Source organism: Thioalbus denitrificans (assembly GCF_003337735.1).
GTDB lineage: Bacteria > Pseudomonadota > Gammaproteobacteria > DSM-26407 > DSM-26407 > Thioalbus > Thioalbus denitrificans.
In genome coordinates this window covers 284,705-310,946 of sequence record NZ_QPJY01000002.1, presented here as the reverse complement: position 1 = coordinate 310,946, position 26,242 = coordinate 284,705, and the positions used below count along the sequence as shown (strand labels likewise).

Genomic DNA, 26,242 nt, shown 5'->3' with positions numbered 1-26,242 from the left:
TTCACAAAACGGATGTCCGGAAGCCATCCCTCGCCGGAGAGCGCCGCAACGGAGTCCGCCGCAGCGACCGCGGGTGGGCAGATCAGCGCATGGATACGGGGCGCGGGGCATCGGCCCCGATGTGCGGTGCGAAGCCGCCGGGAGAGGAGGAATCCGGCGCTTGCCCGCCCGGCGCCGGAGTCAGACCAGGTCGAGTGACTGGGGTGGTTCGAGTCCGGCCACGGCGTTGACCGCCTGCTTCCAGGCCTGGGACTGCATCAGTTCGGGACGCAACGGCGCGGGCCGGCCGTGCAGCCGGACCAGGCGCAGATGCGCGGTGGGGTCGTCATGGTTGCGGAGTCGATCCAGCACCCGGTGGGTGGCGGCCCGGTCGTTGCAGACCAGCACCATGTCGCAGCCCGCCTCCAGGGCGAGTTCGGCGGCGGATTCCGTATCGCCGGCCACCCGGGCACCCTCCATGGTCAGGTCATCGCTGAAGATGACCCCCTGGAAGCCGAGTCGCCGGCGCAGGATCTCCTGCAGCCAGTGCCGCGAGAAGCCCGGCGGCATGGGGTCCACGTGGGGATAGACCACGTGGGCGGGCATGATGGCCGCGAGTTCGCTCCGGCACAGCCGCTCGAAGGGCACCACGTCCTCCAGCAGCAGCTCCTCGAGCCGGCGCTCGTCGCGGGGAATATCCACATGGGAGTCGGCGGCCACCGAACCGTGGCCGGGAAAGTGCTTGCCGGTGGCGGCCATGCCGGCCCGGTGCATACCCTCGATCCATGCCTGGGCCAGCCGGGTGACCGTGTCCGGCAGGCGATGAAAGGCACGGTCGCCGATGACTTCGCTGAGACCCCGGCCCAGGTCGAGAACGGGTGCCAGGCTGAGATCCACCCCCACCGCCCGCAGCTCCGCGGCCATGAGCCAGCCGCCGGTTTCCGCCAGGCGCAACGCACGCTTGGGTTCCTGCTCGAACAGCGCCCCGAGGCGGGCGGCGGGAGGAATCCGGGTGAACCCTTCGCGGAAACGCTGGACCCGTCCCCCCTCCTGGTCCACCGCCACCAGGAGCCGCGGCTCGCGCAGGGTGTGGATTTCCGTCACCAGCGCCTGGATCTGCTCCGGATCGCTGAAGTTGCGGCTGAACAGTATCACGCCGCCGACTGCCGGGTGACGCAGCAGTTCGCGCTCCTCGGCGTCCAGCTGCAGTCCCTGCAGGTCCAGCATCACGGGCCCCAGTGACATGGCGTCTCCCACCCCCTGTTCCATTATTGTTGTGCTGTGCACGGGATGATTACGGATTCATGACGGGGGAGCAAGCGGAACGGCGCCGGTCGCGGACCCCATCAGCGTTTTCCGGGTCCCTTGTCCGGGGGCGGCACGGGAAACGGGAACGGGGTGACCACGGCCGAATCGCCGAGCTCGATGACCTTGGCGGGACCTTCACGATCCACCTCGTCGATGCGTACCACCGAATGCAGCGGGATGAAGGTGCGCGACACGCCGAGGAACTCGGTTTTGAGGCGTTCCTCCACCGGGTCCACCAGCAGCGCGCTCTTCTCGCCGAACACGAGGTCCTCCACTTCGACAAATCCGAACAGCGAACCCTGGGTAACCTTGCGCGCATAGATTTCGTACAGGGAGCCCTGGTTGTGGAAAAGGACCTTGAAAAGACGTTGCTGGGTGGCCATCGGACACGGTTCCCGGCTGCCGGAGCGGACCGCAAGAATAGCACAGCCCGCGCATCCCGGATGGCCTCCGCCGCTGTCCCGCCGGGCGTGGCGCCGCCCCGGGACTACTCGACGATGAGAACCCGCGTGCCCACCGGCGTGCGATCGAACAGCTCCACCAGGTCGCGGTTGCGCATGCGTATGCAGCCATGGGACAACGGCACCCCCATGGGCAGCTCGTCCGGACAGCCATGGATGTAGATGTAGCGGCGCATGGTATCCACGGACCCGAGGCGGTTGAGTCCCGGTTCCAGGCCGCTCAGCCACAGGATCCGGGTCAGTATCCAGTCACGGTCGGGATATCGCGCGCCCAGCTCCGGAGTGTAGATCTCCCCGGTGGGCCGACGGCCGACGAAGACGGCGCCGGGCGGGCAATGGCTGCCGATCCGGGCGCGGACCTGGTGCAGCCCCCGCGGTGTGCAGCCGCTGCCGGATCGCTCGCCGGCGCCGTTGCGGGCGGTGGACACGGGATACTCGAACCGGGCCCCATCCTGCTCCAGGATCAGCCGCTGACGGCCAAGGTCGACAACAATCCGTGGCATGTGTGGTAGCTCGCTGTCTCTGTGCAGGGCGTTCCCGGGTCCAGTCCCCGCCCCGCCGGCGATCGGCAGTCGGGGGCTTGCGTCGCGTCAGTCTGGCATACCCGACCGGCCCCGGACAAAACCGAGCCCGGGATCTCACCCAGCGGCCCCTGGGCAAGGTGCGGTGGACGGTGGGGCGAACTGCCCCTTCGAACAACGCAACACCGGCGCGGCCGGCGCTTAGACCCGCTCCTCGCCACCCCGCCTGGCGCGGTGCGGCCTGGATGGGGGGTGGCCGCGCCGGCGGGGTCACCGATCGCTTGCAATCCGCCGCAAAGACTCCTATTGGTAAGGTACGTGGACCGGGAGCGCGCCTCGCGGGCCCGGAATCAGCGGGTGATCTGCCGCCGGCCGCGGCCGCCCGTTGCTGCTCATCGCACCATGCGTCGGCGCCGACAGGGATGATCGGATGTGCTTCCAGGGGCGACGCAGTACACTGGGTTACAGGGGGCCACAGGATGATGGAGGATGCAGCCATGGCCGAAAGCTACCGTCCCGTTGTGGGTGAATGGTACTGCAACCTCGAGACGGGTGACCTGTTCGAGGTGGTCGCCCTGGACGAGGACAGCGGCACCATCGGTATCCAGTATTTCGAGGGCGAGGTGGAGGAGATCGATGCCGATACCTGGACCGAACTGATGCTGGAGCCCAGTGCGGAGCCCGAGGACTGGTCCGCACCGTTCGATGACCTGGAGCCGGAGGAGGTCAACTACGGGGAAGCCCAGCGTCCGGAAAACTGGTCAGGTCCCTTCAACGACATCGATCGGGAAGACTGACACCCCCGCCCTGTCCTGCAACGTCCCCGCCCGGCTGGCGCGGCTGGTGAGGTCACGGGTCGGGCGTCATGTTCCCCGTTGCCCGGCGCTCCACCAGCGCCTGGTGTCAGCGTATCAACAGGAGCGAACAGCTCAGCCCGCCCAGCAGGTGCTCGGTGAGGTCGAGATCGGAACTCATGCCGCGGGTGGGGGCATGGGTTACGAGAATCCGGCCCTGCTCGGTTTCCACCGCGCGCTGCAGCATCTCGGGTGAAGCACCTTGGATGAACAGGAAGCGCGCCTGCGCCCCCTGCTGTTCCAGCCATCGTCCGGCCAGTTCGCGCAGGGACTCGGCTTCCGCTCCACCGACCCTCGGTATCAGCACCACCAGCCCGTCCCGCTCCCGCCGCGCCAGCTGAAGTGCCGCGGCGAGTGCGCGGTACGCGGGTTCACCGCCGTCGAACAGCACCAGCACCGGGCGTCCGGGCGGAGCCTTCCGCCCGACCAGCAACGGCGTTTCCAGTGTGGACTCCAGGACCTGTCGCAGGTTGCTGCCGATGATGCGGCGGTGGGGATTCCCTCCCCGACCCAGCACGACCAGGTCGGCATCCCGGGCCGCAACCAGCAGTTCCGTGACGATCCGCCCGCGCACCACCCGGAGCGAACCCGCGATCTGCCCATGCCGGAGACTCTGGCGCAGCAGCTTCTCTATCAGCCGGACCTGGGCCCGCAGGCTCTGTTCCAGCTGCAGGGCGTCCAGGCGCCGGGGCATGCCCGAGGAGAGACCCACCTCGCGGGTGAAGGGCAGCTCCGCCAGGCGCAGGAGATTGGCATCCTCCACGAACAGCCCGAGCAGCTCGGCCCGGTAGCGTACTGCCAGCTCGACGGCCGCCTCCAGTGCTTCCCGGCTGTGGGGCGAGGCGTCCAGGGCCACGAGTATGCGGCGGATCACATGGGTATTACCCGGCTCCGGTTCAGGAGGTTTCGCCGCCGGAGTCATGCTTGTGCTCCATCAGCTCGAGACGCAGGTGGTAGAGTTCATCGAGGCGATCATCCACCCGGCGGTTGAGGCTGCCCTCGGGGTATCTGCCCTCGCTGTCGGCCTCTCCCGCAGGCAGCCCGGTCAGCAGGGCGGCGGCCTGGTCCACCGTATCCAGCGGGTAGACGTGGAATCGACCCTCACGACAGGCTGCGACCACATCCTCGCGCAACATGAGGTGGGGAACGTTGGTGCGGGGAATCAGGACCCCCTGCTCCCCGGTCAGGCCGCGGGCATTGCAGATGTCGAAGTAACCCTCGATCTTCTCGTTGACACCGCCGATGGCCTGCACCTGGCCGTGCTGGTTGACCGAGCCGGTGACGGCGAGGGACTGCTTCACCCCCGCGCCGGCCAGGGCCGACAGCAGGGCGCAGAGCTCCGCCACCGACGCGCTGTCGCCTTCCACCATTCCGTAGGACTGCTCGAAGACCAGGCTGGCGGAGAGGGACAGGGGCCGGTCACGGGCATAGCGGGCGGCCAGGTAGTGGGACAGGATGAGCACGCCCTTGGAATGGATGGAACCACCCATTTCCACCTCGCGCTCGATGTCCACGACCTCTCCCTCGCCGAAGCGGGCGGTGGCGGAGATGCGCGAGGGCTGGCCGAAGGCGAAGTTGCCGAGATCGATGACCGACAGTCCGTTCACCAGTCCCACCTCCACACCCTCCGTCCGGATGTTGATGGTGCCGCGCTGGATCTCGGCATAGATGCGTTCGCGCAGCCGGTCCGAGCGGTGGATGCGGGCGTCGATGGCGGTCTGAATGTCCGGTCGCGTGATGACCTCGCGCCCGGCCTCCGAGGCATAGTGATGGGCCTCACGGAGCAGATCCACGATGTTGCCCACGTGGGTGGAGAGCCGCTCGCTGTCACCGGCCGTCCGGGCACCGTGCTCTATCGCCCGGGCGACGGCTGCACGGTCCAGGGGCAGCAGCGAGTGCTCCCGGGCCAGGGTTCCGATGAGGCGCGCGTAGCTCCGGGTGCCCTCCGGGGTGCGGTCGATATGCTCCTCGAAATCGGCCGCCACCTTGAACAGCTTGTCGAAGTCCGGGTCGTACTGGCTGAGCAGGTAGTAGAGCAGCCGGTCCCCCACCAGGACCACCTTCACGTCGAGGGGGATGGGTTCCGGCTCCAGGGAGACGGTGCTGACCAGGCTGAAGAACTGGGCCACCGATTCGATCCGGATCTGCCGGGAGAACAGCGCCCGTTTCAGGCCCTCCCAGGAGAACGGCTGGGTCAGTACCCGGCGCGCATCGATGATCAGGTAGCCACCGTTGGCCCGGTGCAATGCGCCGGGCTTGAGGAGGGTGAAATCGGTAACCAGGGTGCCCATCTGGGCCACATGCTCCACCCTTCCCACCAGGTTCTGGAAGCTGGGATTATCCTCGTAGACCACCGGTGCCTCGCCGTGATCGGCATTCTCCACGATGAGGTTCACTTCATAGCGGTGCTGGAGCGAGCCGCGCAGCCCCTTCCCCTCCTCCTCCTCGCCCGGACTTTCCGCCATCTTGCGGAAATTCTCCGCGTTTTCTATGACGTCCTGCTCCAGCTCCTTCAGGTGCTCCAGCACCTCGGGCAGCGCCACGTAGGTTTCATGCAGGTGCTCCATCAGGTGGCCGACCGCGGAGAAGGTGATTTCGCGATTGAGCTCACGCACCTTGTCGCGCACCTGCTTGCGCCACTGGGGAATCTTCAGCAGGATGCGCTGCAGGTGCTCCTGCAGGGTGGAGACCACCGCCTCGACCCGCTGCTGCTCCTCCTCGTTCAACTCATGGAACTGATCCGGGGTGAGCACCTCACCCTCGCGCATGGGTGCGAAGGCAAAGCCTGCCGGGGTCCGCAGGAGCGAGATGTCGTGCGCCTCCGCCTCCTTCTGCAGCTCGGCGAGCGCCGCCTCCTGCCGGGTTTCGAACTCCTCCTGGATCTCCTGCCTGCGGGTCCGGTACTCATCGCTCTCGAAAGCGGCGGGAATGGCCCCGCCGAGCTCGTCCACCAGTTGCTTCACATCGTCGCGCAGCCGCCGGCCCTGGCCCGGGGGCAGGCTGAGGGCCCGGGGCTTGTGGGGACTGGTGAAGTTGTTCAGGTAGCACCAGTCGCGTGCACGGAGCTCCTGCCCCGCGCGCTGTTCCAGGAGTCGGCGCACCAGGGTCAGCTTCCCCAGACCGGATGGGCCGAGGACGAACAGGTTGAACCCTTCGGCCCGGATACCGACGCCGAAATGGATCGCCTTCCGGGCCCGGTCCTGGCCCAGCATCTCCTTCATCTCCTCGAGCTCGGCGGTAGTCTCGAAGTCCAGCCGGCTGGTATCGCAGGACTGGTAGAGAGCTTCCGGAGCAAGGGGCTTCAGCTCAGACATGACACTCCTTGGTCGGTTCTTCGACGGCCGTTCCCACGTCTGCATCATAGTCCAAGCGGCGGATGGTTGCCGTTGCCTGTCGGCGTCCGGAAGGCATCAATCCCCATTTGACCGCCCCTCTACCCGCGGCTATAATGCGCGCCATTCCGAAATTGGGGCGATTAGCTCAGCGGGAGAGCACTGTCTTCACACGGCAGGGGTCGCTGGTTCGAACCCAGCATCGCCCACCAGTACAAAAAAAGCCCGGCCACAAGTGCCGGGCTTTTTTTCGTTATGCCCCTCCGGGCTACTCGTCCGCTGCCCGCACCGGCTCGTCTTCGGCTCCCACCGCCTCCCACGACCAGCCGGCGTGGGTGGTCCCGCTTCCGACCTGGATGACGCGGGACTGGGTATTTCCCTTGTAGGTGGCGCTGACCTTGTAGCTGCCCGCGGGCAGATCCACCAGCAGGAACGGCCCGTCGGTCCGGACGCTCAGCACCGGCGCACCGCGTGCTCCGGAGATGTCCACAGCCACGTCGGCGATGTAGCGCTCCCGCTTCCCGGCCCGTTCGGCGAATTCCAGCACCAGCGAATAGTTGCCGGCCTGCTCCTTGATCGCCGCCACCTCGTCGCTGCCGATGCCGCCGCTGACATAGCGAATGTCTCCGGCGGTCTGCACCGGCATCGCCGCCGCCAACGCGCTCCCGAACGCGAGGAGACTGCCGGCCATCAGCATCAGTAACAGTGTTTTTACCTTCATAGCGTTGTCCTCCCTCCTTGACGTCTGCCGCCTCCAACCCATGCCATTGATATAGACCGCCGCCGGGGTCCGGGGCAAGTTCACCCCCGGATCCCGGCTGTGCTCCTGCCGGCGCGGAGACTGGTGAAATGGGCCGTTCCACCACCGTCGCCGGGTCAAAACCACCGGCATCGGTATCTGATCATGGCGTTTCCCCCCTGAAATCCCGCTGTCCATGCTGGCACGGCAGATGCAACGGATGCGATACCGGGCAGCCGCGACTGCCCTGTCGCAACCGCAAGGAGGATACGACCATGTACAACCTGAAACCCAAGCTGCTTGCCGTCGCCTTGCTTGGCGCCGGCCTGGGAACGCTGGTCTTGCCGGCGCAGGCGGCCGCCATCCAGGAACAGGTCAAGGTGACCTCGGCAACCCACCTCGGCGCCGACGAGGCCGCGGCCATCTCCTCGGCCGCGGCCCAGGTGCTGCGGCACGTGGCCGAGGCCCGTGCCGCCCTCCACCGCAAGGACGGCGAGTCCGCCAGGACCCAGTTGGGCAAGGTGGACCGGCTGCTCGAGATCATCGGCGCGGCCCTGCCCACGGCCACGGTCAAGGATCGGATCTGGGTCGCCAAGCGACACCTGGAATACGAGGACAGCGAACAGGTGCTGCCCGATCTGATCCCCATCTACAGCTCCCTGGACGAGATCCAGGATCTGGTGCCGGTACAGCAGGCCAGGGAACATATCGACAAGGCGAAGCAGCGGCTGCAGAAGGGCGACAAGCAGGCCGCCGACGAGGAGTTGCGCGCCGGCGACGCGGCGCTGGTCTACACCGAGGTGGACTTGCCGCTGCAGCGCACCCGAAACCGGATCGAAGCGGCGCGGACCGCCCTGGACAAGGGGGACTCGCAGGCGGCCGATACGGCGTTGCAGCAGGCCGAGGACAGCGTGGTCTACCTGTCGGTCAGCGTTGATGCCCCCATGGCCCGGGCCCGGGAATCACTGTGGCAGGCCACCCGCGATTTCACGGCCGGTGCGGTGGACTCGGTGCGGCGCGACCTGGCCGAGGCCGATCGCTATCTGCATCACGCCGCCCAGTCCATGGACGAGACGACCCGGAATACTGCCAACCACCTGGTTGAGGAGCTGCAGGCGGTGAAGGAGCGGCTGGAAACGGGGGGGAGCACGGTGGCCGACAGCCTGTCGCGCCTGTGGGAGGAGTCCGCGGCCCTGGCCGAGCGGGCCGAGTCCTACGTGGATACGGGCTGGCAGCGCCTCACCTACCAGCCCCTGGGCAAGGACGACCTGGTGGAGGCGCGCCTGCACGTGCATTTCGCCCGCATCGACCAGTTCACCTCCCATGACTCGCGCCAGGCCGGCAGTGAGCTGGAGAGCGCCCTCGGATACCTGGACGAGGCGGAGCGCCACGTGGCCAAGACCCACCGCGACGAGGTGAAAAGACTGCGTGGCGAAGTGCAGCAACTGATGGCCCGGGTGGGCGATGTGGGCAAGTCGGGCATTCCTGTCGCCCAGGACTACGACCGGACGATCGAACAGATGAGCGGTCTCATCAGGACCCTGTGAGCCCGCCGTGATGGGTCCGGAGGAAGGGCAAGCGGCATGGTTCATATCCACCGACTGGTGGATATGAACCGGTTTTCAACCACGCGGCATCCCTTCCCGGCGGGCCGGGGCCGGCGTCTGCGCTGAGATTCACGGTTGGCAGGGACCCTGCATGGGATTCACGCCGGGGGCTCCGGCTGAATCCGGGCAACCCTGTTTGTCCGGGAGGATCCGACGAGGCGCCGTGAATGTTTGCAAGCACCTGGCTGCAGCGATTTAATGCATGGAAACCCCGCCATGGCCAGCCATTGATGCTTCGATCCCTGCTATTGCGTTCCGCCTGGCTGCCCGCGGCCATCACCGCCATACTGCTGGTCTGCAGCCTGGCGCTGCTGGTGGGCGCCTCCTGGCGCAGCCTGGAGCGGCTCGATCCCATCCATGCCCATCAGCTGCACCTCTACCGGCTCCAGGACCTCGGGCTGCGGCTCCAGGAAGCCCTGGTGGAGAGCCTCGACACCTCGGCGGATTCGGGAGACGTGGATTTCGGCGCCTTGCGCAGGGATCTGGATCGGCTGCTGGGCGGCGACGATAGCCTGGTGCAGGACACCCCGTCGCGCCTGCGCCGGGCCCGTATCCTGCTGGACGACCTGAAGCGCAATCCCAGGACCGCCCTCATCGCCGCCCTGGGCGAGCTGCGCACGGCGCTGGTGTCGGAATACCGTGCCCACGACACGCTGCTGCGCGATGTGCAGAACAACGCGCTGCTGGAGCTGCGGGTCTCCTCGGCCCTGACCGTCGTCATCCCGCTGCTCGGTCTGATGCTTCTGTTCCTGCTCCGGCGCCGCATCCTTCTGCCCCTGAACAACCTCCGCGATCTCATGGCCCACCTGGCGCGCCAGGAGTACCGGAGCGCCGCGACAGAAAACGTCACGCCCGTCCTGCTCCCCGTATTCGAGAATTACAATCACATGGTCGAACGGTTGCAGGAGCTGGAGCGGCACCACCGGGAACGGCAGGAGTCACTCGAGGCCGCCGTCCATCGCGCCACCGCCACCCTGCTCCAGCAGCAGCGGGAACTGGCCCGTTCCGAGCGTCTCGCGGCGGTGGGTGAGGTGGCCGCCGGGGTGGCCCACGAACTGCGCAACCCCCTCGCGGGGGTGCAGATGGCGTTGAGCGGCCTGCACCGGGATCTCACCGATGCCGGCCACCGGGATCGGATCGAACTGATTCTGGGCGAGATCAAGCGCCTCTCCCGACTGCTCAACGATCTGCTGGGCCAGGCCCGCACGCCACCGGAGCCCCCGGTGGCGGTGGATCTCGGGCGGACACTGGAGGAACTGCTGGAACTGGTGCGTCTGCAGGTGCCGGCACGGGTGCGGCTCGACGCGGAGGTCACGCCGGGACTGTGTTGCCGGTTGCCGGAGGCCGGTCTGCGCCAGGCGATACTGAACCTGCTGCTCAACGCCGCCCAGGCGATCGGCGATCGGGAGGGGCATATTCACGTGACGGCCGCCTGCGAGGCCGGCCAACTGCGCCTGTCCGTCGCCGACGACGGCCCGGGGCTGCCCGCCGAGCTGCTGCAGGACGGGGTACGGGCGTTCGCGAGCTGGCGCGAGGGCGGCACCGGCCTCGGACTGGCCATGGTGCAGCGCTTTGCCCGGGAGCAGGATGGCCGCCTGGAACTGGGCGCCCGCGAGCCAGGGGGCGCCTGTGTGAGTCTGCTATTGCGCTGCGGGACGAATGCCGATGAGTGAGACATTGCTGGTCATCGAGGACGAGACGCTGGTGGGCAGCGAGCTCCAGCGCCACTACCGGCGTGGCGGCTGGGAGGTGGTGCTGGCACGCAGCCTGGCCGAGGCGCGCCGGAGCCTGGTGGACCAGCAGCTGGAGCCCCTGGTGGTCATCAGCGACATGAGCCTGCCCGACGGCAATGCGCTCGATCTGCTGGAAAGCCTCGCTCCGGCGCGAGGCGGCGGGGAGTGGATCTTCCTTACCGGCTACGGCAGCGTGCCGGATTCGGTGCGCGCCCTGCGTCTCGGCGCCTACGACTTCCTGGAGAAGCCCTGCGACCTGGAGCGGCTGGACGTGGTGGTGGCGGGCGCCGGCCGCAGCGCCCGGGCCCAGCGGCGGCTGCGCGACGAGGCCGCCGCCCGCAGCCGCCGCTATGCGCCCGCCTCCTTCGCCGGCCGCAGTCCGGCGGCGCAGTCGGTGCGCAAGATGCTCGAACGACTCACCCGGGTACCCTTCAGCGCCCTGGTGATCACCGGAGAGACCGGCACCGGCAAGGGACTGGCCGCCCGCATCCTCCATCATGCCGGCACCCGTGCCGACGGCCCGCTGGTGGAGGTCAACTGCGCCGCCCTGCCCCATGAACTGCTGGAATCGGAGCTGTTCGGCCACGAGCCGGGCGCCTTCACCGGGGCCAAGGGCCGGCGGCGCGGGCTGATGGAGCAAGCCAGCGGCGGCACCCTGTTTCTCGACGAGATCGCGGAGCTCGATCCCGAGCTCCAGGCCAAGCTGCTGCGAGCCGTGGAGGATCAGCGTATCCGCCGGCTGGGCGGCGACCGGGAGATCAGCGTGGATCTCCAGATCCTGGCCGCCACCAACCGGGACCTCGAAACGATGGTCGCGGAAGGCGACTTCCGCAACGACCTGTACCATCGCCTCAGCGTGTTCCGCCTGGAACTGCCCCCGCTGCGTTCCCGCAAGGCCGACCTGGAGGATCTCGTGCCCCTGTTCGTGGCGGAGTTCAATGCCAAGTCCGGGCGCCGGGTAAGGAACTTTCCGGATCCCCTGTGGGAGCGGCTGCGGGCCCACGACTGGCCCGGCAACGTGCGCGAGCTGCGCAACGTGGTGGAGCGCTGCGTGCTGTTCTCGGACGGCGAGGAGTTCCCCCTCGAATGGCTGCAGCTGGGCAGTCCGGCCGGGGCGGTCGCCGCCCTTCCCGCCGGAGCCGGCTCCGAAGGGGTGTTTCTGCCGCTGGACGGGAGCATGGCCATCGAGGACATGGACCGCCACATCATCCGCACCGCCCTGGAGAAGCACGACTTCAACGTCTCCGCCACGGCCCGGGCGCTCGGAACCACCCGCGAAACACTCCGCTACCGGGTCCAGAAGTACCACCTGCTGCCGGATTCCGACTGACACCCGGCGTGGCCGTCCGCCCTGCCGGCGCCTGCCCCGGCCGGGGGGAGGTCACTTCCCGCCGCCCCCGGGCCGGCGGTGCATATCCCCACCGCCACCACCTGACCCTGGTTGAAGTCCACCAGCCGTGACCATCCCCGCAGCCGGGCACCGGTTGCCCACTTCGTGAAAACAGCAGGTTGCATCATTGGCATGGAAACTGCCCTGTTTCAGCAGAGCACAGCTCCCGCTGTGCGGCAGGAATGATCCGAATCACGCGGTATGGGAACGAGGACCATGAACAGACACTACAAACCGCTGCTGGCCGCCGTGACCGCACTGGCTCTCCTGCTGGGCGCGTCCCAGCAGACCATGGCCCAGGCCACGGCGCTGCCCGATTTCAAGAACCTGGTGAAGAACAACGCCGCCACGGTCGTGAACGTCAGTACGGAACAGAATGGCGAGATGGTGGCGGAACTGCCTCCCGGCATGCCGGATCTCCCCGAGGGCAGTCCCTTGAACGACTTCTTCCGGCGCTTTTTCGAGAACCGTCCGGATCAGCCGCAGCGGGTCCGTTCCCTCGGCTCGGGGACGGTGATTTCCAGCGACGGCTACATCCTCACCAATGCCCACGTGGTCAAGGATGCCGATCGCATCACCGTGCGCTTCAACGACCACCGGGAGAAGCCGGCGACGCTGGTGGGCATGGACGAGCGCAGCGATGTGGCGCTGTTGAAAGTGGATGCAAAGGACCTGCCCATCGCGCACCTGGGCGATTCCGACACCCTCGAAGTCGGCGAGTGGGTACTCGCCATCGGCTCGCCCTTCGGTCTGGAACACACCGCGACCGCGGGTATCGTCAGCGCCCTGGGCCGCAACCTGCCCAGCGACACCTATGTCCCCTTCATCCAGACCGACGTGGCGGTGAACCCGGGCAACTCCGGCGGACCGCTGTTCAACACCGACGGGGAGGTGGTGGGCATCAACTCCCAGATCTACAGCAAGACCGGCGGTTACATGGGGCTCTCATTCGCCATTCCCATCAATGTGGCCATGAAAGTGGTCGAGCAGCTGAAGACCACCGGGCACGTGGAACGGGGCTGGCTCGGAGTGATGATCCAGGGCGTCAACCAGGACCTGGCCGAAAGCTTCGGGCTGGAGCGCCCCCGCGGCGCCCTGGTGGCCCAGGTGACGCCGGACAGCCCGGCCGCAAAGGCGGGCCTCGAGCCCGGTGACGTCATCCTCGGCTTCGCCGGCGAGGCCATCGAGCAATCCTCCCAGCTCCCGCCGCTGGTGGGCGACACGCGGCCCGGCACCGAGGTCGGCCTGCGGGTGCTCCGTGGCGGCAAGGAGCGGGAAATCAAGGTCACCATCGAGGCCCTGACCGAGGAGACCTCGGCGATGGCCGCCCCGGACGGCGGCAAGGCGGTGCTGAAGATGGCCGTCAGGAATCTTACCCGGGAACAGCGCGACGCGATCAAGGAAGGCGGGCGCGGCGTCCTGGTGACCGGTGTCGAACCGGGCCCCGCCGCCGAGGCCGGCATCCGTCCGGGCGATGTCATCCTGAACCTGGACGGCAAGGATGTCACCGACGTCGGCCAGCTGAGCGGGCTCATCAAGGAGTTGCCCCACGGCAAGGGCCTGCCGCTGCTGATCCGGCGTGGCGACAGCAATATCTTCATCGCCCTGCGGCTGCCGGACGCCGACTGAACACCCCCGACCCCCCAGCTCCTCCTGGAGCATTCGGGCGGCCTCTCGGCCGCCCTTTTTTTGCTTCCGGCAGCGGTTCATATCCACCACCAACACCACCGGCTGAATATGACGCAGAGATCGCAACCGACTGTATTGAAAGCGATAGCCATTCTGGCGCACTCGTTGCATTGACCTGGTTGCAACCCACACGACAACCCCCAACCGGTGGAGGCCCAACGCACGACGATGATCAATCACTACCGCGACCACGCAGCCAATGAGCGCACCTTCCTGGCCTGGGTCCGCACCGGCATCACGGTGATGATGCTCGGTTTCCTGGTGGAGAAATTCGATATTTTCCTGGCGGCCGTCGCGGTGGAGACCCACGGCCTGCAGGGTGTCCAGCAGCACGGCAACGGGAGCTGGCTGGTAAGCCTCTCCCTGGTCTGCCTGGGAATCGTCATGAACGTCTGTGCGGCATTGCGCTTCTTCCGCACCGGGCGGGAACTGGAGGGCGAGGCGCCGGCCCGCTTCCGCAGCCGTCTGCTCGGTATCGGTCTGCCCTCGTCCATGGTCCTGTTCGGGCTCTACCTGCTGGCCTACCTGACCCGCATTCTGTAAATCCACAAGGAGTTCGCCCATGTCCAGCCTGCCCCGCTTCATCGCCATCCTGCTGTTGCTGGGAGGACTCGGCGCCACCAGCCTCGGCGTCGCCGCGGCGGCGCAGGATTCGCCCCCGACCCCCGTCCTGCCGGGCACCCGCGCGCTGGTGGCATCCGCGCTGGAGAAGGTTGCCGAGGCCGAGCATGGTGTCCAGGCGGCGAAGGATGATCAGAAGGCGCTCTCCCGGGTGGTGGAGTCGCTGTCATGGGCCCGGGATCTGATCGCCCTTGCCCGCATGGATCAGCCCACCGGTGAGGCGCGCGCCCTGCTCCGTTATCTGCAGCTGAAACTGAAAATCGAGGACAACCGCGAGGCGCTGGTCGACCTGCTGCCCCTGGAGCGGGCACTGGAACGGCTCGGGAATGATCCCGGCCTGCCACATGCCCGTGAACTGCTGCAGAACGCCAAGCGCGCCCTGGAGACCCCCGACCATGCCCTGGCGCTGAAAACGCTGGAGGAGCTGGACCGGACGCTGGTGCGGGACTGGATCGATCTGCCCCTCGATGCCGCCGCGGACAGTATCAGGCAGGCCCTGGATCAGATCATGACCCGGCAGCAGCCGCCCGCAGCCGATCTGCTCCCCGCCGCCGAGAAGAGCCTCCTCCAGTTGCTTGCCGGCACGGCATCCTGATCGGCTCCGGTGGCGAGGGACGCGGCCATGGACACGACTTCACGGCACCCGAAGACGGCGGCCCCGGAGCGGATCCCGGAACCGACCCGGCGCCACGGCATGTGGCTGGATGGCGTCAGCCCCGCGCTGATCACCTCCGGAGAGCTTGAACGGCTGCCGTTCGGGGAGGAACTGGCGGGCACCATGCTGCGGCTGGAGGACGCCATCCCCGGGCTGGCGGGTGAATCGGCACGGGTGGGAGGGATCCGGGCCAGTACCACACTGGGCTCGCTCCACCGGCATCTCTACCTGGAATTGGCGGCAATGACCGCGGAGCGTTTTCTACCCGTCTATCGCTCCAGCGGCGGTGAACAGGGCCTGGTGAGCGTCGAAGTCCATCCGCGCCACGCCCTGCACGCGGAGGAACTGTCCGCCGAGGTCCGCCATCTCCGCCGGCTGCTGGTTCAACCCAACGTGGTGGTGCATGTCCCGGGGACGCCGGCCGGCCTGGCCGTCGTGCCCCAGCTGGTCCATGCCGGCGTCAGCGTGCATGTGGGGCTGGTCTTCACGGCCGCGACCCTGGCCCGTGTCGATGCCGCCCTGCTCGCGGCGCTGGAGGCGCGATTCGATGCCGGGCGTCCCCTGGGCACCATCAGCCTGTTTGCGGGCTTCCGCCCGATCGGGCCTGCGGCGGCCGGGCAAATCCCGGGGCCGGAGTGCCATTGCCCCGCAACCGCCCGCCAGGCCCTCCTCACCTGGCGCCGCCTGCAACGCTCGCACCGCTGGAGCGAACTCTACCGCTATGGCGCGCGGGCGCCCCGGCTGATCTGGACCGGATGGACCGGTGCGGCTGACCGGTCACCGGTCTGTGCCTGTCTGCGGGCACCGGACACCCACCATGCACTGCCCCTCCACACCCTGGTGTCGCGCTGCCCGCGGGACAGCGGACTGACGGCCTGTCCACTGGCCGGAGAGGGCGCGCCGGAACCGGCCGAACGGACGCAGCGGTTCAGCGTGGACAACGCGGATAGCCGGTCATTCGGCAGGTTGCAGCACGAGGTCCTGCTGCAGCGTCAGCGCCGGCTCGAACAGCGCCTGCGGGATGCGGTAGCCGCAGACAGGAAGGGTGCGGATGAGCACGGTTGAGGAGCAGGCCATGGAGGCGCCGGGAAAGCCGGGGCTGACGCCCACCTGGACCGACAGCCGCAAACAGCTGGTGGGTTGCAGCCTGGGCGCGTCGAGGCTCTGGTTCACCGTCGCCGGCGGCATCGTCACCGAGGTCTACCACCCGCGCATCGATATCCCCCAGGTGCGCGATCTCGGTTTCATCGTGGCCGACGGGCGGGGATTCTGGGTGGAGGTGAAGCGGCTACCGGCGCCCGACCTGAGCCTGGCCCGGCCCGGGGTGCCCGCACTGCAGGTGATGCACCGCCATCCCCGCTTCGCACTCACCCTCCGGGTGGTCCCGGACGCGGATCGGGATGTGCTCCTGCTGGAGGTGACGCTCGAGGGTGACGGGGACTTGCGCCCCTACGTCCTGCTGGCGCCCCACCTGGGTGGCACGGGGCTCGGCAACCGCGCCGCGGCGGGGCGTCACCGCGGCCGCAATGTGCTGTGGGCGGAGCAGGGACCGTTCGGGCTGGCCCTGGCGGCGGTGGCTGCGGGACAGTCGGATGGGTGCGGACCGGGCAGTGCCGGGTACGTGGGCGTCAGCGACGGTTGGCAGGATTTCAGGCGCAATGGCCGGATGGCCTGGCACTACCGGTGTGCGGGACCCGGCAATGTCGCTCTGCTGGCGCCCCTCGAGCGCCGCTCGACCGTGGCCCTCGGCATCGCCACCAGCCGGGAGGCGGCCGCCACCCTGGCCTTCAGTGCCCTGGCCCGGCCATTCGCCACGGCTTGGCAGCGGCAGGTGCGCGACTGGTCGCAGCGCCTTGCCGCCCATGGCGGCGTTCCGGCCGCCGGTGATCCCGCCCTGCCGGAAGCACTGGAGAACTGCCTGGCGGCCTCCGCACTGGTTCTGCGCTGCCACCAGGACCGCATCTATCCGGGCGCCATGGTGGCGAGTCTGAGCATTCCCTGGGGCGAGTCCCGCGATGACCGCGGCGGCTATCACCTGGTCTGGCCACGGGACCTGGTGGAGTGCGCCGGCGCCCTGCTCGCCCTTGGCGCCGCCGGCGAGGCGCGGGATGTGCTGTGCTACCTCATCGCCTCCCAGTATGCCGATGGCCACTGGTCGCAGAACCAGTGGCTGGGCGGCAAGCCCTACTGGGACGGCGTGCAACTGGACGAGGCGGCGTTTCCGGTCCTGCTGGCCGCCGCCCTGGAGGAGCAGGACGCCAGGGACGGCATCGAAGTCGCCACGATGGTGCGCCGGGCGCTCGGCTTCATCATTCGCCACGGCCCCGCATCGGAGCAAGATCGCTGGGAGGAGGACAGCGGGGTCAGCCCCTTCACCCTGGCGGTCTGTATCGCGGCGCTGGTGGCGGGGGCCGGGTTCCTGGACCAGGAAGAGCGCGACACCGCCCTGGCGGTGGCCGATTTCTGGAATACCCGCCTGGAAAGCTGGACCGCCGTACAGGGAACGGGGTTGGCGCGGCGCTACGATGTGGCTGGTTACTACGTGCGGGTTGCCCCGGCGGAGGTCGTGCAGGAACGCGGCGCGCTCGACCGCCGCCTGCCCATCCGCAACCGCGCCCACGACCCGGGCCTGCCGGCCAGCGAACAGGTGGGCCTCGAGTTCCTGCAGCTGGTGCGCTTCGGCCTGCGCCTGCCCGGTGAACCCCTGGTGCGCGACAGCGTCAGGATCGCCGACGCCCTGCTGCGGGCCGACACCCCCCGCGGACCGGCGTGGCACCGCTACAACGGCGACGGCTACGGCGAGCATCCCGACGGGCGCCCCTTCGACGGCGCCGGACGCGGCCGGGCCTGGCCACTCCTCACCGGTGAACGGGGCCACTACGCCCTGGCAGCGGGCGAGGATCCCCTCCCCTACCTCCTGGCGATGGCGGCCATGGCCGGTCCGTTCGGCCTGTTGCCGGAGCAGGTCTGGGACGCGGCGCCGCCCGCCGACGCTGAACACCCGGCGGGCCGTCCGACCGGGGCGGCGATGCCGCTGGCCTGGGCCCACGCGGAGCTGGTGAAGCTGCAGGCATCCAGGCGGCTCGGCCGGCCGTTCGATCGGCCGGCCCCGGTCTGGCGGCGCTATGGCGGCCGGCCGCCGGCGCCGACCCTGGCCGTGTGGACCCCCTGGGCGCCCATACGGACCCTGTGGCGGGGGGAGCGACTGTGCGTCTGCCTGCCCGAGGCGGGAGTGGTGCACTGGGGGCGGAACGGCTGGCGGGAGGTGCGGGACGTGGCGACCGTGCCGGCCGGTTTCGGCCTGCACCGGGCGCTGCTGACGGATGCCGGCCTCGGCAGCGGGGAGACCGTCGAGCTGACCTGGCGCGGGGAGTTGACGGGCTGGTCCGGCCAGGAGGTGGTGATCGGGGTGCGCGAACCGGGGCAGTAAAAAAAACGCCGGGCGTCCGATCCTTGCGCGCCCGGCGGGGTACAAACGGTGAGGCTGTCAGCCCCCTGTCGCGGGCAGGGGAAGCGCCTGGCACTCGGAGAAGATGCGCCGGGTGCAGTTGCGGCACACGTCGGCATCGAGCTGTTCGAAGATCCTGCCGATGGCCTCGGACTTGGAGGCGAAGACATGATCCCGGCCGATCTCGTCCAGATAGCCACCGTTCTGCAGCGGCTTGCACACCCCGTCCTTGGCGCCCACCAGGTAGAGGCCGCCACCGTTGAGGCGGCGGGAGCCGGCCTCCTGCACGAGGAGTTCGGCACCGGCCACGTCGATGAAGTTGATGCCCGAGGTGATGATGGCGAGATGCTTCTGCTCGGGCTGGCGGGCCAGGAACAGGCTGAAGGACTCGCGGATGTGGCTGACCGCGCCGAAGAACAGCGAGCCGTCGATGCGCACGATCTTGAGCTGGGGGCACTCGGGCAGAGCCGGGTCGGTGGTGAAATGCCGCCCCGGCACCTTCGGATCGGGCACCCGGGAGATGACCCGCGGCCGCGAGGTGCGGTTCAGGTAGAGCACCAGCGACAGGATGACGCCGAGGAAGATGGCGAACTCCAGCTCCAGGAACAGGGTGCCGAAGAAGGTGCTCGCCAGCACGGCCGTCTCCGAGCGGCTGGTGGCGATGATGTTGCGGATATGGTGGAAGTCGATGAGTCCCCAGGCCACCAGGAACAGGATGCCGGCCATCGCCGCATTGGGCAGGTAGGCGGCATAGGGCGCCACGAACAGCACGATGACCATCAGCAGGCTGCCGCCGAAGATGGCCGCTATCGGGGTCTTGGCCCCGGCCTCGTAGTTGAGGCCGCTGCGATTGAAGGAGCCGGAGGCGACATAGCCGGAGAAGAAGCTGCCGGCGATGTTGGACAGGCCCTGGCCGATGAACTCCTGGTTGCCGTCGATGTGCTGTCCGGCGCGGATGGCGAGCGAGCGGGCGATGGAGACCGCCTCGGTCAGGGCGAAGAGGGTCACGGCCAGTGCCGCCGGGGCCAGTTCGCGCAGGGTGTGCAGGGAGAAGTCGGGCATCGACAGGGGGGGCAGCGCCGCGGGCAGCGCGCCCACGGTGCGGATGGCCGTCACCGACTCTCCGAAGGCGGCGTTCAGCCCCAGCGCCGCCAGGCTGCCGGCCACCATGGCGATGATCATGTACGGCAGCCGGGGCAGGAAGCGGCGGGCGGCGATACCGGTGAGCAGCGTCACCAGCCCCACCGCGGTCACGTAGATGTTGATATCCCCCAACTGGCTGAACAGGGACAGGATGGTGTCGTGGAAATGGCCGCCACGGGGAATCTCGATGCCGAAGAAGTGCTTGAACTGGTTGCTGGCGATGAGCAGCGCCGCGCCGGCGGTGAAGCCGATCACCACCGAGTGGGAGATGAAGTTGACCAGCGTGCCCAGCCGGGCCAGCCCCATCACCAGCTGGATGACGCCCACCATGACCGTGAGGGTCAGCGCCAGGCCGACGTACTCCGCGGTGCCCGGCTCGGCGAATACGCTCAGCGACGAGAACAGCACGATGGAGGCCGCGGTGGTCGGACCGGAGACAAGATGCCAGGAGGAACCGAACAGGGCCGCGACGATGGCCGGAATCATGCCGGCGTAGAGACCGTACTCCGGGGGCATGCCGGCAATCGTGGCGAAGGCGACGCCCTGGGGCAGCACCACGATGGCGCCGGTGAGACCGGCGACGAAATCATTGCGCAGGGTGTCCCGGGTAACCCGGTGGCGCCAACGCATGAAGGGCAGCATGCGCACAAGCCAGGCCGGGAGATTCCCCTTTCCGGCACGCCCCTTGCGCGCCGACCAGTGTTCTGTTGTGACTGACAAGTTCGATAGACTCCTTGCGCCGCGGCACCGGGTGCTGCGGCCCGAATAAGCTAGGGTCGGAAGTACGGACTGAACTACGGATTACGGGGTTTACAGCCCGCCGGGCCACTCCGCCACACCGACCATCAGCACCAGGGCGGTGAGACCGCCGGCAATGCCGGCCAGGCCGGGGTGGTTCAGCGTCACCTCGCGCCGCAGGCGCACCCGCCCGAGCATGCCGGCCAGCAGGGCACCGACGAGGCCCCAGATGGGCGTGACGTGGTGCACCCAGCCGGGCGCACCGTTGAGCTCGGGCGCCAGCACCAGCGCCAGGCTGAGCAGGGCGATGGCCAGCGAGGGGGTGAGGAACACCCGGCGCCGCGGCTGCCAGGTGCCGGCGTCGGTCACGGGCCGGCGCGGCAGGGTTTCGTACTGGGACTGGGACATGTCGTCCTCCTCCACTGATTCCGGGGACGCACGGAGGCCGGCTGGCATCCTGCGTGGCTCCCGGAATGCTAACGCCAGGCGGGTGAAGGCGAGGTCAAGCGGATGTCAAGGAAAGGTCAAGACGGGGTGTGTTGCGAACCGAAGCGGAGTCGGGCGCGGGTGCCCTCCCCCGACTGGCTGGCCAGCTCCAACCGCCAGCCGTAGCGGTTGCAGATCCGGCGCACGAGCGAAAGCCCGATGCCGGCGCCGGCGCTGCCGGGGCCGGAGACGTGGGGCTCCAGGATCCGTTCCCCCAGCTCCTGGGGAAGGCCGGGGCCGGTGTCCTCCACCACCACCCCGTCCCGGTCCAGGTGGATCCTGATCCGCCCCGCGCGGGTGTAGGTGAAGGCGTTGCGGACCAGGTTGCCCAGCACCACCGCCAGCAGGGTGCGCTCCGCCGCCACGCAGGGGGAGTCATCGGCACCGAGCTCCACCGTCACCGGCTTGTCCCGCAGCAGGTGGCGATGTTTTTCCACGATCTCGTGGATCAGGCTGTCCACGTCGCACTGGGCCGTGGTGACGGCCTCCCCGGCCTCCTCGCGGGCCAGCACCAGCAGCGCGCTGGTGAGCTCTCCCATTTCGTCCACGGCGCGGGCGATGCGTTCCACCCGGGCCCGGGCCCGGGATTCGAGCGCCGGGTCGGTGAGCAGGACCTCGGCGGCGCCCGAGATGACCGCCAGCGGAGTGCGGAGCTCGTGGCTGATGTCGGCGGTGAAGGCGCGTTCCCGCCGGATGAATGCCTGCAGGCGGCGCTGGAAGCGTTCGAAGGCCCGCGCCAGCTCGCCAACCTCGTCCCGGGGGTAGTCCTGGCCCAGCGCGGCGGGCAGGTCGCCCGGTCCGAGTGTCTGTACCCGGCGGGACAGCTGGCTGACCGGGGCGATCACCCGTCCCGCCAGCCACAGCCCTCCGGCGGCGGAGAGCAGGGTCATGAGCAGGGCCGCGCCCGCCAGGATGAGGATGATCTGCCGCTCCCGGCGCAATACCTGGCTTTCGTCGTAGAGCAGCCAGAAACGGCTGCCATGACGCTCGGCCACGGCCACCAGGTAGGGGCGGTCCGCCAGCACCAGGGCGTGTCGGCCCTCCGGGAGCGAGCGGACCGCCGCCGGGATATCGCGGCTGAAACGCTCGCTCGGCTCCACGAAGCCGCGCACCGTGGTGGTGTCGGGGGGCGGCGAGTGTGGGTTGCGGTTGCGCCGGCTGATGTAGTCCTCCAGCTCCGCGGTCAGCGCCTCGTCGACCAGGCGCCGCTCCAGGTCGTGTACCGCCACGAAGAGACCCGCCATCAGCAGCAGGCTGAGGCCCGCGCCGAACAGGGCGAAGGCCAGCACCACCCGGGCCCGGAGGCTACGACGAAATCTCATCCGGGTCTGCCAGCTGGTAACCCACCCCGCGCACGGTGCGCAGCAGGGGCCGCGTGAATGGATGGTCGATGGCGGCGCGCAGCAGGTGCATGTGCGCGCGCAGGGAGTCGCTGTCGGGCGGCGAGTCGCCCCACACCACGCGTTCGATCTGGGCCCGGCTCACCACCCGCGGGGATTCCCGCAGCAGCAGCTCGAGGATGCGCAGGGAGATGGGCGGCAGTTCCAGGGTGCGGCCCCCGCGGCGCACCCGCCGGCTTGCCGGGTCCAGCTCCAGGTCCGCCACCCGGAGCACCGGGGTGGAGACCCCGCCCCGGGATCGTCGCACCAGCGCGGCGAGGCGGACTTCCAGCTCCTGCAGCGCGAAAGGCTTGACCAGGTAGTCGTCGGCACCGCCGGCGAAACCCTCCAGCTTGTCCTGCAGCGTGTCCCGAGCGGTGAGCATCAGCACCGGGAGGCTGCGGCCGGCCCCGCGCAACCGCCGGCAGACCTCCACCCCGTCGAGGCCCGGCAGCATCAGGTCCAGCACCAGGGCATCGAAGGACTCGTCCATCGCGCGCTGCAGGCCGGCCCAGCCATCGAAGGCCACGTCCACCGTGTGGCCGCGGCCTTCCAGGTAATCCACCAGGTTGGCGACCAGGTCCGGGTTGTCCTCGATGACGAGCAGATGCATGGGCGTGGGATGCCGGGTTCCGGGAAGGTGCGGTCCGCTATTCGGGCTGAGCCACGTTGACGAGGACCGCTGCCAGCACACGCGCGGCTTCCCGGGGCTCCATGGAGACAAGATAGCCGCGACTGCCGCCGTTGATCCAGATGCGGGGAAGCTCGAGGATGGTGGCTTCCATGTACACGGGCATGGGGTGGCGCGTGCCGAAGGGGGAGGTGCCGCCCACCTGGTAGCCGCTGTGGCGGCCGGCCACCGCCGGGGCGCAGGGCTGAACCGTCTTCGCCCCGATGGCCCGGGCCAGGGCCTTGGTGGAGACCTCGCGATCGCCGTGCATCAGCACCACCAGCGGCTGCTGCCGGTCGTCCTCCATGATCAGGGTCTTCACCACCGCGTGCTCGTCCACCTCGAGCTCGCGCGCGCACTGGGCGGTGCCGCCGTGATCCACATAACGGTAGGGGTGGTTCCCGAATGCCACCCCGGCGGCGCGCAGCGCGTGCACCGCGGGCGTGACGGGGGTCTTGTGCTTGCCCATCGGGTGAATCTCCTTGAACGTCGCCGGTCGAGGTCGCCGGCATCCGCGCTGCATCGGTGTTGTGCCCGCATGCAAGGGTGCCCGCCATTCCCGCGCGAGTGCGCCTGGCGGCTGGCCCCGCACCAAATCGCCGAATGCGCCTCCCGGGAGGAGGCAGTACACTGGCACCATGATATCCGTGACCCCCACGCTGGTTATCGACGAGAGCGAGATCGAGGAGAGCTTCATCCGCGCCTCGGGCCCCGGTGGCCAGAATGTTAACAAGGTCGCCACGGCGGTGCAGCTGCGCTTCGACGCCGCCCGTTGCGCCACCCTGCCCGAACCGGTCCGGGCGCGCCTGCGCCGGCTCGCCGGCCGGCGCATGACCTCTGAGGGGGTGGTGGTCATCACCGCCCAGCGCTACCGCAGCCAGGAGCGCAATCGCACCGACGCCCTGGAGCGGCTGCTGACGCTGCTGCGCGAGGCGGCCGCGCCCCCGCCGCCCAAGCGCCGGCCCACCCGCCCGGGACGGGCCGCGAAGGAGCGCCGCCTGCAGGAGAAGCGCCAGCGCGGCGACACCAAGCGCACCCGGCGGCCCGTCTCGGCACGGGATGAGTGACCCCATGAAGATCGCCATCGTCGGCGGCGGCATCAGCGGCCTGGCCACCGCCTTCCACCTGACCCGGCTGCTTCCCGGCGCGGAAATCGTGCTGTTCGAGCGCGCGCCCCACCCCGGCGGGACCATGCGCACGGTGGAGCGGGAGGGTTTCCGGTTCGAGGCCGGCGGCAACGGCTTCCTGACCAACAAGCCCCATACCCTGGCGCTGGTGCAGGCGGCCGGCGCCGAGGACCTGCTGCTGCGCAGCAGCGACGCGGCGCGGCGGCGCTTCATTTTCAACGGCGCCCTGCATCGGCTGCCCGAGAGCCCGCCGGCCTTTCTCGGCAGCCGCCTGCTCTCCCTCCCGGCCAAGCTGCGGGTGCTCGCGGAGGTCTTCGTCCCGCCCCGGCGCGACGGCGGCGAGGAGACCCTGCAGTCCTTCGGCTACCGGCGCCTCGGGCGGGCGTTCACCGATACGTTCCTCGATGCCATGACCGCCGGCATCTACGCCTCGACGCCGGCGGACCTGTCGGTGCAGGCGGCTTTTCCCGCCGTGGCGGCCCTGGAGCGGGAACATGGCGGCCTGTTCCGCGGCATGCTGGCCAGGCGCCGCCGGGAAGCGGGACCGGGCGGGGTGCTGATGAGCTTCCGGGGCGGGGTGGGCAGCTTCATCGACCACCTCGCCGGGCTGCTGCGGGAACGCGTCCGCACGGGCAGCCCCGTGACCGCGCTGGCCCGCACGGCGGCGGGCTGGCGGCTGGAGGCCGGGGACGTGACCTACTCGGCCGACCGGCTGGTGCTGGCCTGCCCGGCCCATGCCGCCGCGGCCCTGCTGGAACCGGTGGACGCCGGACTGGCGGCGGAGCTGGCCGCCATCCACTACGCGCCCATCGCGGTGGTCGGGCTCGGCTACCGGGGACTGGATCACCCCCTGGACGGCTTCGGGCTGCTCACCACCAGCGCCGCCCGGCTGCCGATCCTGGGTGTCCTGTGGGACTCCAGCATCTTCCCCGACCGGGCGCCGGAGGGTGGGCAGACCCTGCGGGTGATGATCGGCGGGCTGCGCAACCCGGAGCTGGCGCTGCAGTCCGAGGCCGAGCTGGTCCGCACCGCGCTGCGGGGTGTGGGCGCCACCATGGGCTGCCGGGCCGAACCGGTGGTGACCTTCGTGCAGCGCTGGGAACGAGGCATTCCCAGCTACCGCATCGGGCACCTCGGGCGCCTGGAGCGCATCTTCACGGCCGCCGCCGCCCTGCCCGGCCTCTACCTCGTCTCCAACGCCTACCGCGGCATCGCCTTGAACGACTGTGCCGCCAGTGCCCTGGCCTGCGCCGGGGAGCTCGCGGCCGGGCGCCCTCAGTCGGTGCGGTAGGCGCTGAACAGCCCGCCGATGGCGGCGGCAAGCGCCGGCGACCGGTCCGGATCCCGCAGCGACGCACGCAGTGAATCCCGCACCCCGGGGACGAACAGCAGGTCGGCCAGGCACTCGTTGAAGAAGGGCTGGCCGGAGCGGTTGGCCGCCAGGACCTCGAGAAATGCACGCCGGATGTCCCCCTCCTCGAGCGCCTCCCAGCAGCGTCCGGCGATGGCGGCCAGCACTTCGGGCTGCCGGGCGGCGGGGCTGGCCAGGGTACGCAGCAGCAGGGCGTTGCGCAGTCCCCGGCCGCGGGCGCCGGCCATGGCGCGCACCGCGGCGACCGCGGCGCCGGTATCCGGTTCGCCCAGTTCCAGGTTGCGGGTGGCCCGCGCCAGCAGGGCCTCGGCCACGGCGGTGCCCACCGTCCCGTTCTCCAGCGCCGCGCCCAGGGCGGCGAAGGGTTCGGCCGGAAGATGCGGCACGGCCCCGGCCAGCAGGCGCTCGTTAGCCTCCTCGTCGAGTCGCACGGCCAGATCCGCCAGGCCCTGCAGCCCCAGGCCCCGCCAGGCGTCCCAGCCCGCCTCCCCGGTGAGGTACTTCAGCAGCGTCCGGTAATGGACCGAGGCCGGCCGGCGCAGATCCCGGGCCACCCGGGCGTGGAACGCCGCCATGCGCTCCTCGCGGGGCTGGAACAGGCGCGGATTGTCCCGCCCCAGCGCCTCCGGACGCGGGGGCCGGCCATCGAGGCCGAGCGCCTCCGCCAGCCGCTGGAGAAACTCGTCCCGTGCCGCCTGCACCAGGCCGCCGAGCTCGTCCAGCGGCAGGCGCAGGAACCAGACATGGGGTTCGACACCGCCCCCGCGGGGATGCAGCAGCACTCCGAACCAGGCCTGCCGCAGCAGCGGCCAGGGCCAGGGCCGCTCGGCCCGCTCGAAGGCGAGGAAGCTGTCGCGCGGGACCCGCTGCACGCGCCGGCCCATCTCGATGATGCGCAGCTCCGCGCCCGCCGTTTCCAGGAATTCCGTCAATGTCTGCATGATTCGGGGATGCGCTTCTCGGGTTACGGTTCACCGGACGGAACCGGTG

General features: G+C 69.3%; 23 protein-coding genes and 1 tRNA gene. 12 read left to right on the top strand and 12 right to left on the bottom strand.

Going from position 1 to position 26,242, the window contains the following annotated elements:
• Positions 1-180 precede the first annotated feature (180 nt).
• The 3 genes from nagZ to DFQ59_RS05885 form a co-directional block, all read right to left on the bottom strand.
• A complete protein-coding gene (gene nagZ, locus DFQ59_RS05895; protein ID WP_114279196.1) occupies positions 181-1,224 on the bottom strand; it encodes a beta-N-acetylhexosaminidase in 1,044 nt (347 codons plus the stop codon).
• A gap of 101 nt (positions 1,225-1,325) precedes the next feature.
• Positions 1,326-1,670, bottom strand: coding sequence for a DUF1820 family protein (locus DFQ59_RS05890; protein ID WP_114278757.1), 345 nt, complete (start codon positions 1,668-1,670; stop codon positions 1,326-1,328).
• 104 nt (positions 1,671-1,774) lie between these two features.
• The gene (locus tag DFQ59_RS05885) at positions 1,775-2,251 is read right to left on the bottom strand and encodes a L,D-transpeptidase (RefSeq protein WP_114278756.1); all 477 of its coding nucleotides are present in this window, start codon (positions 2,249-2,251) and stop codon (positions 1,775-1,777) included.
• A gap of 515 nt (positions 2,252-2,766) precedes the next feature.
• Between DFQ59_RS05885 and DFQ59_RS05880 the strand changes: the two genes are divergently transcribed.
• Positions 2,767-3,066: a DUF6763 family protein gene (locus DFQ59_RS05880; protein WP_147275179.1), complete on the top strand. Its 300-nt coding sequence runs from the start codon at positions 2,767-2,769 to the stop codon at positions 3,064-3,066.
• 106 nt (positions 3,067-3,172) lie between these two features.
• Here the strand turns inward: DFQ59_RS05880 and DFQ59_RS05875 are convergent, their stop codons facing one another.
• Both DFQ59_RS05875 and DFQ59_RS05870 read right to left on the bottom strand, forming a co-directional pair.
• Complete coding sequence (locus DFQ59_RS05875; protein ID WP_170142056.1) at positions 3,173-3,997, bottom strand: universal stress protein; 825 nt, start codon at positions 3,995-3,997, stop codon at positions 3,173-3,175.
• 22 nt (positions 3,998-4,019) lie between these two features.
• Entirely contained in the window at positions 4,020-6,437 is a 2,418-nt protein-coding gene (locus DFQ59_RS05870; RefSeq protein WP_114278753.1) for a Lon protease family protein, read from the bottom strand.
• Positions 6,438-6,592: 155 nt separating this feature from the next.
• Between DFQ59_RS05870 and DFQ59_RS05865 the strand changes: the two genes are divergently transcribed.
• A tRNA-Val gene (locus tag DFQ59_RS05865) sits at positions 6,593-6,667 on the top strand.
• 56 nt (positions 6,668-6,723) lie between these two features.
• On the opposite strand, the gene DFQ59_RS05860 is transcribed toward DFQ59_RS05865, so the two are convergent.
• A complete protein-coding gene (locus DFQ59_RS05860) occupies positions 6,724-7,176 on the bottom strand; it encodes a peptidase associated/transthyretin-like domain-containing protein (protein WP_211314800.1) in 453 nt (150 codons plus the stop codon).
• A gap of 293 nt (positions 7,177-7,469) precedes the next feature.
• On the opposite strand from DFQ59_RS05860, the gene DFQ59_RS05855 reads away from it, so the two are divergent.
• The 8 genes from DFQ59_RS05855 (at position 7,470) to DFQ59_RS05820 (ending at position 18,319) form a co-directional block, all read left to right on the top strand.
• Positions 7,470-8,741 carry a YfdX family protein gene (locus tag DFQ59_RS05855; protein ID WP_170142055.1) on the top strand — a complete coding sequence of 424 codons (1,272 nt, stop codon included), beginning with the start codon at positions 7,470-7,472 and terminating at the stop codon, positions 8,739-8,741.
• A gap of 290 nt (positions 8,742-9,031) precedes the next feature.
• A complete protein-coding gene (locus DFQ59_RS05850) occupies positions 9,032-10,474 on the top strand; it encodes a sensor histidine kinase (RefSeq protein WP_170142054.1) in 1,443 nt (480 codons plus the stop codon).
• Positions 10,467-11,864, top strand: coding sequence for a sigma-54-dependent transcriptional regulator (locus DFQ59_RS05845; protein WP_114278750.1), 1,398 nt, complete (start codon positions 10,467-10,469; stop codon positions 11,862-11,864). The genes DFQ59_RS05850 and DFQ59_RS05845 overlap by 8 nt, the downstream gene beginning before the upstream one ends.
• A gap of 276 nt (positions 11,865-12,140) precedes the next feature.
• A complete protein-coding gene (locus DFQ59_RS05840; protein WP_114278749.1) occupies positions 12,141-13,553 on the top strand; it encodes a DegQ family serine endoprotease in 1,413 nt (470 codons plus the stop codon).
• A 228-nt stretch (positions 13,554-13,781) separates the two neighbouring features.
• The gene (locus DFQ59_RS05835; RefSeq protein WP_114278748.1) at positions 13,782-14,156 is read left to right on the top strand and encodes a YidH family protein; all 375 of its coding nucleotides are present in this window, start codon (positions 13,782-13,784) and stop codon (positions 14,154-14,156) included.
• A 19-nt stretch (positions 14,157-14,175) separates the two neighbouring features.
• Positions 14,176-14,829: a YfdX family protein gene (locus DFQ59_RS05830; RefSeq protein ID WP_114278747.1), complete on the top strand. Its 654-nt coding sequence runs from the start codon at positions 14,176-14,178 to the stop codon at positions 14,827-14,829.
• A 27-nt stretch (positions 14,830-14,856) separates the two neighbouring features.
• Complete coding sequence (locus tag DFQ59_RS05825; RefSeq protein WP_114278746.1) at positions 14,857-15,954, top strand: transaldolase family protein; 1,098 nt, start codon at positions 14,857-14,859, stop codon at positions 15,952-15,954.
• Positions 15,941-18,319, top strand: coding sequence for a glycoside hydrolase family 15 protein (locus DFQ59_RS05820; RefSeq protein ID WP_114278745.1), 2,379 nt, complete (start codon positions 15,941-15,943; stop codon positions 18,317-18,319). Before DFQ59_RS05825 ends, DFQ59_RS05820 begins: the two co-directional genes overlap by 14 nt.
• A 57-nt stretch (positions 18,320-18,376) precedes the next feature.
• On the opposite strand, the gene DFQ59_RS05815 is transcribed toward DFQ59_RS05820, so the two are convergent.
• The 5 genes from DFQ59_RS05815 to DFQ59_RS05795 all read right to left on the bottom strand — a co-directional run bounded on the left by DFQ59_RS05815 (position 18,377) and on the right by DFQ59_RS05795 (position 23,222).
• Positions 18,377-20,122, bottom strand: coding sequence for a SulP family inorganic anion transporter (locus tag DFQ59_RS05815; RefSeq protein ID WP_114278744.1), 1,746 nt, complete (start codon positions 20,120-20,122; stop codon positions 18,377-18,379).
• A 168-nt stretch (positions 20,123-20,290) separates the two neighbouring features.
• Positions 20,291-20,626 (bottom strand): hypothetical protein, encoded by a 336-nt coding sequence (locus DFQ59_RS05810; protein WP_147275178.1) that lies wholly within the window; start codon positions 20,624-20,626, stop codon positions 20,291-20,293.
• A 116-nt stretch (positions 20,627-20,742) separates the two neighbouring features.
• A complete protein-coding gene (locus DFQ59_RS05805; RefSeq protein ID WP_147275177.1) occupies positions 20,743-22,026 on the bottom strand; it encodes a sensor histidine kinase in 1,284 nt (427 codons plus the stop codon).
• Positions 22,010-22,696, bottom strand: coding sequence for a response regulator transcription factor (locus tag DFQ59_RS05800; protein WP_114278741.1), 687 nt, complete (start codon positions 22,694-22,696; stop codon positions 22,010-22,012). The genes DFQ59_RS05805 and DFQ59_RS05800 overlap by 17 nt, the downstream gene beginning before the upstream one ends.
• Positions 22,697-22,733: 37 nt before the next feature.
• Positions 22,734-23,222 (bottom strand): aminoacyl-tRNA deacylase, encoded by a 489-nt coding sequence (locus tag DFQ59_RS05795; RefSeq protein ID WP_114278740.1) that lies wholly within the window; start codon positions 23,220-23,222, stop codon positions 22,734-22,736.
• A gap of 169 nt (positions 23,223-23,391) precedes the next feature.
• On the opposite strand from DFQ59_RS05795, the gene arfB reads away from it, so the two are divergent.
• Together arfB and hemG are read left to right on the top strand one after the other, a co-directional pair.
• Complete coding sequence (arfB, locus tag DFQ59_RS05790; protein WP_114278739.1) at positions 23,392-23,820, top strand: alternative ribosome rescue aminoacyl-tRNA hydrolase ArfB; 429 nt, start codon at positions 23,392-23,394, stop codon at positions 23,818-23,820.
• A gap of 4 nt (positions 23,821-23,824) precedes the next feature.
• Positions 23,825-25,171 (top strand): protoporphyrinogen oxidase, encoded by a 1,347-nt coding sequence (gene hemG / locus DFQ59_RS05785; protein ID WP_114278738.1) that lies wholly within the window; start codon positions 23,825-23,827, stop codon positions 25,169-25,171.
• Here hemG and DFQ59_RS05780 read toward each other — a convergent pair.
• Positions 25,156-26,193: a DUF3549 family protein gene (locus tag DFQ59_RS05780; RefSeq protein WP_114278737.1), complete on the bottom strand. Its 1,038-nt coding sequence runs from the start codon at positions 26,191-26,193 to the stop codon at positions 25,156-25,158. The two genes, hemG and DFQ59_RS05780, sit on opposite strands and share 16 nt — an antisense overlap.
• Positions 26,194-26,242: the final 49 nt, after the last annotated feature.

Coding starts and splice junctions, on each gene's coding strand:
- nagZ (WP_114279196.1), bottom strand. CDS start 1,224: ATGTCACTGGGGCCCGTGATGCTGGACCTGCAGGGACTGCAGCTGGAC.
- DFQ59_RS05890 (WP_114278757.1), bottom strand. CDS start 1,670: ATGGCCACCCAGCAACGTCTTTTCAAGGTCCTTTTCCACAACCAGGGC.
- DFQ59_RS05885 (WP_114278756.1), bottom strand. CDS start 2,251: ATGCCACGGATTGTTGTCGACCTTGGCCGTCAGCGGCTGATCCTGGAG.
- DFQ59_RS05880 (WP_147275179.1), top strand. CDS start 2,767: ATGGCCGAAAGCTACCGTCCCGTTGTGGGTGAATGGTACTGCAACCTC.
- DFQ59_RS05870 (WP_114278753.1), bottom strand. CDS start 6,437: ATGTCTGAGCTGAAGCCCCTTGCTCCGGAAGCTCTCTACCAGTCCTGC.
- DFQ59_RS05860 (WP_211314800.1), bottom strand. CDS start 7,176: ATGAAGGTAAAAACACTGTTACTGATGCTGATGGCCGGCAGTCTCCTC.
- DFQ59_RS05855 (WP_170142055.1), top strand. CDS start 7,470: ATGTACAACCTGAAACCCAAGCTGCTTGCCGTCGCCTTGCTTGGCGCC.
- DFQ59_RS05850 (WP_170142054.1), top strand. CDS start 9,032: ATGCTTCGATCCCTGCTATTGCGTTCCGCCTGGCTGCCCGCGGCCATC.
- DFQ59_RS05845 (WP_114278750.1), top strand. CDS start 10,467: ATGAGTGAGACATTGCTGGTCATCGAGGACGAGACGCTGGTGGGCAGC.
- DFQ59_RS05840 (WP_114278749.1), top strand. CDS start 12,141: ATGAACAGACACTACAAACCGCTGCTGGCCGCCGTGACCGCACTGGCT.
- DFQ59_RS05835 (WP_114278748.1), top strand. CDS start 13,782: ATGATCAATCACTACCGCGACCACGCAGCCAATGAGCGCACCTTCCTG.
- DFQ59_RS05830 (WP_114278747.1), top strand. CDS start 14,176: ATGTCCAGCCTGCCCCGCTTCATCGCCATCCTGCTGTTGCTGGGAGGA.
- DFQ59_RS05825 (WP_114278746.1), top strand. CDS start 14,857: ATGGACACGACTTCACGGCACCCGAAGACGGCGGCCCCGGAGCGGATC.
- DFQ59_RS05820 (WP_114278745.1), top strand. CDS start 15,941: ATGAGCACGGTTGAGGAGCAGGCCATGGAGGCGCCGGGAAAGCCGGGG.
- DFQ59_RS05815 (WP_114278744.1), bottom strand. CDS start 20,122: ATGCTGCCCTTCATGCGTTGGCGCCACCGGGTTACCCGGGACACCCTG.
- DFQ59_RS05810 (WP_147275178.1), bottom strand. CDS start 20,626: ATGTCCCAGTCCCAGTACGAAACCCTGCCGCGCCGGCCCGTGACCGAC.
- DFQ59_RS05805 (WP_147275177.1), bottom strand. CDS start 22,026: ATGAGATTTCGTCGTAGCCTCCGGGCCCGGGTGGTGCTGGCCTTCGCC.
- DFQ59_RS05800 (WP_114278741.1), bottom strand. CDS start 22,696: ATGCATCTGCTCGTCATCGAGGACAACCCGGACCTGGTCGCCAACCTG.
- DFQ59_RS05795 (WP_114278740.1), bottom strand. CDS start 23,222: ATGGGCAAGCACAAGACCCCCGTCACGCCCGCGGTGCACGCGCTGCGC.
- arfB (WP_114278739.1), top strand. CDS start 23,392: ATGATATCCGTGACCCCCACGCTGGTTATCGACGAGAGCGAGATCGAG.
- hemG (WP_114278738.1), top strand. CDS start 23,825: ATGAAGATCGCCATCGTCGGCGGCGGCATCAGCGGCCTGGCCACCGCC.
- DFQ59_RS05780 (WP_114278737.1), bottom strand. CDS start 26,193: ATGCAGACATTGACGGAATTCCTGGAAACGGCGGGCGCGGAGCTGCGC.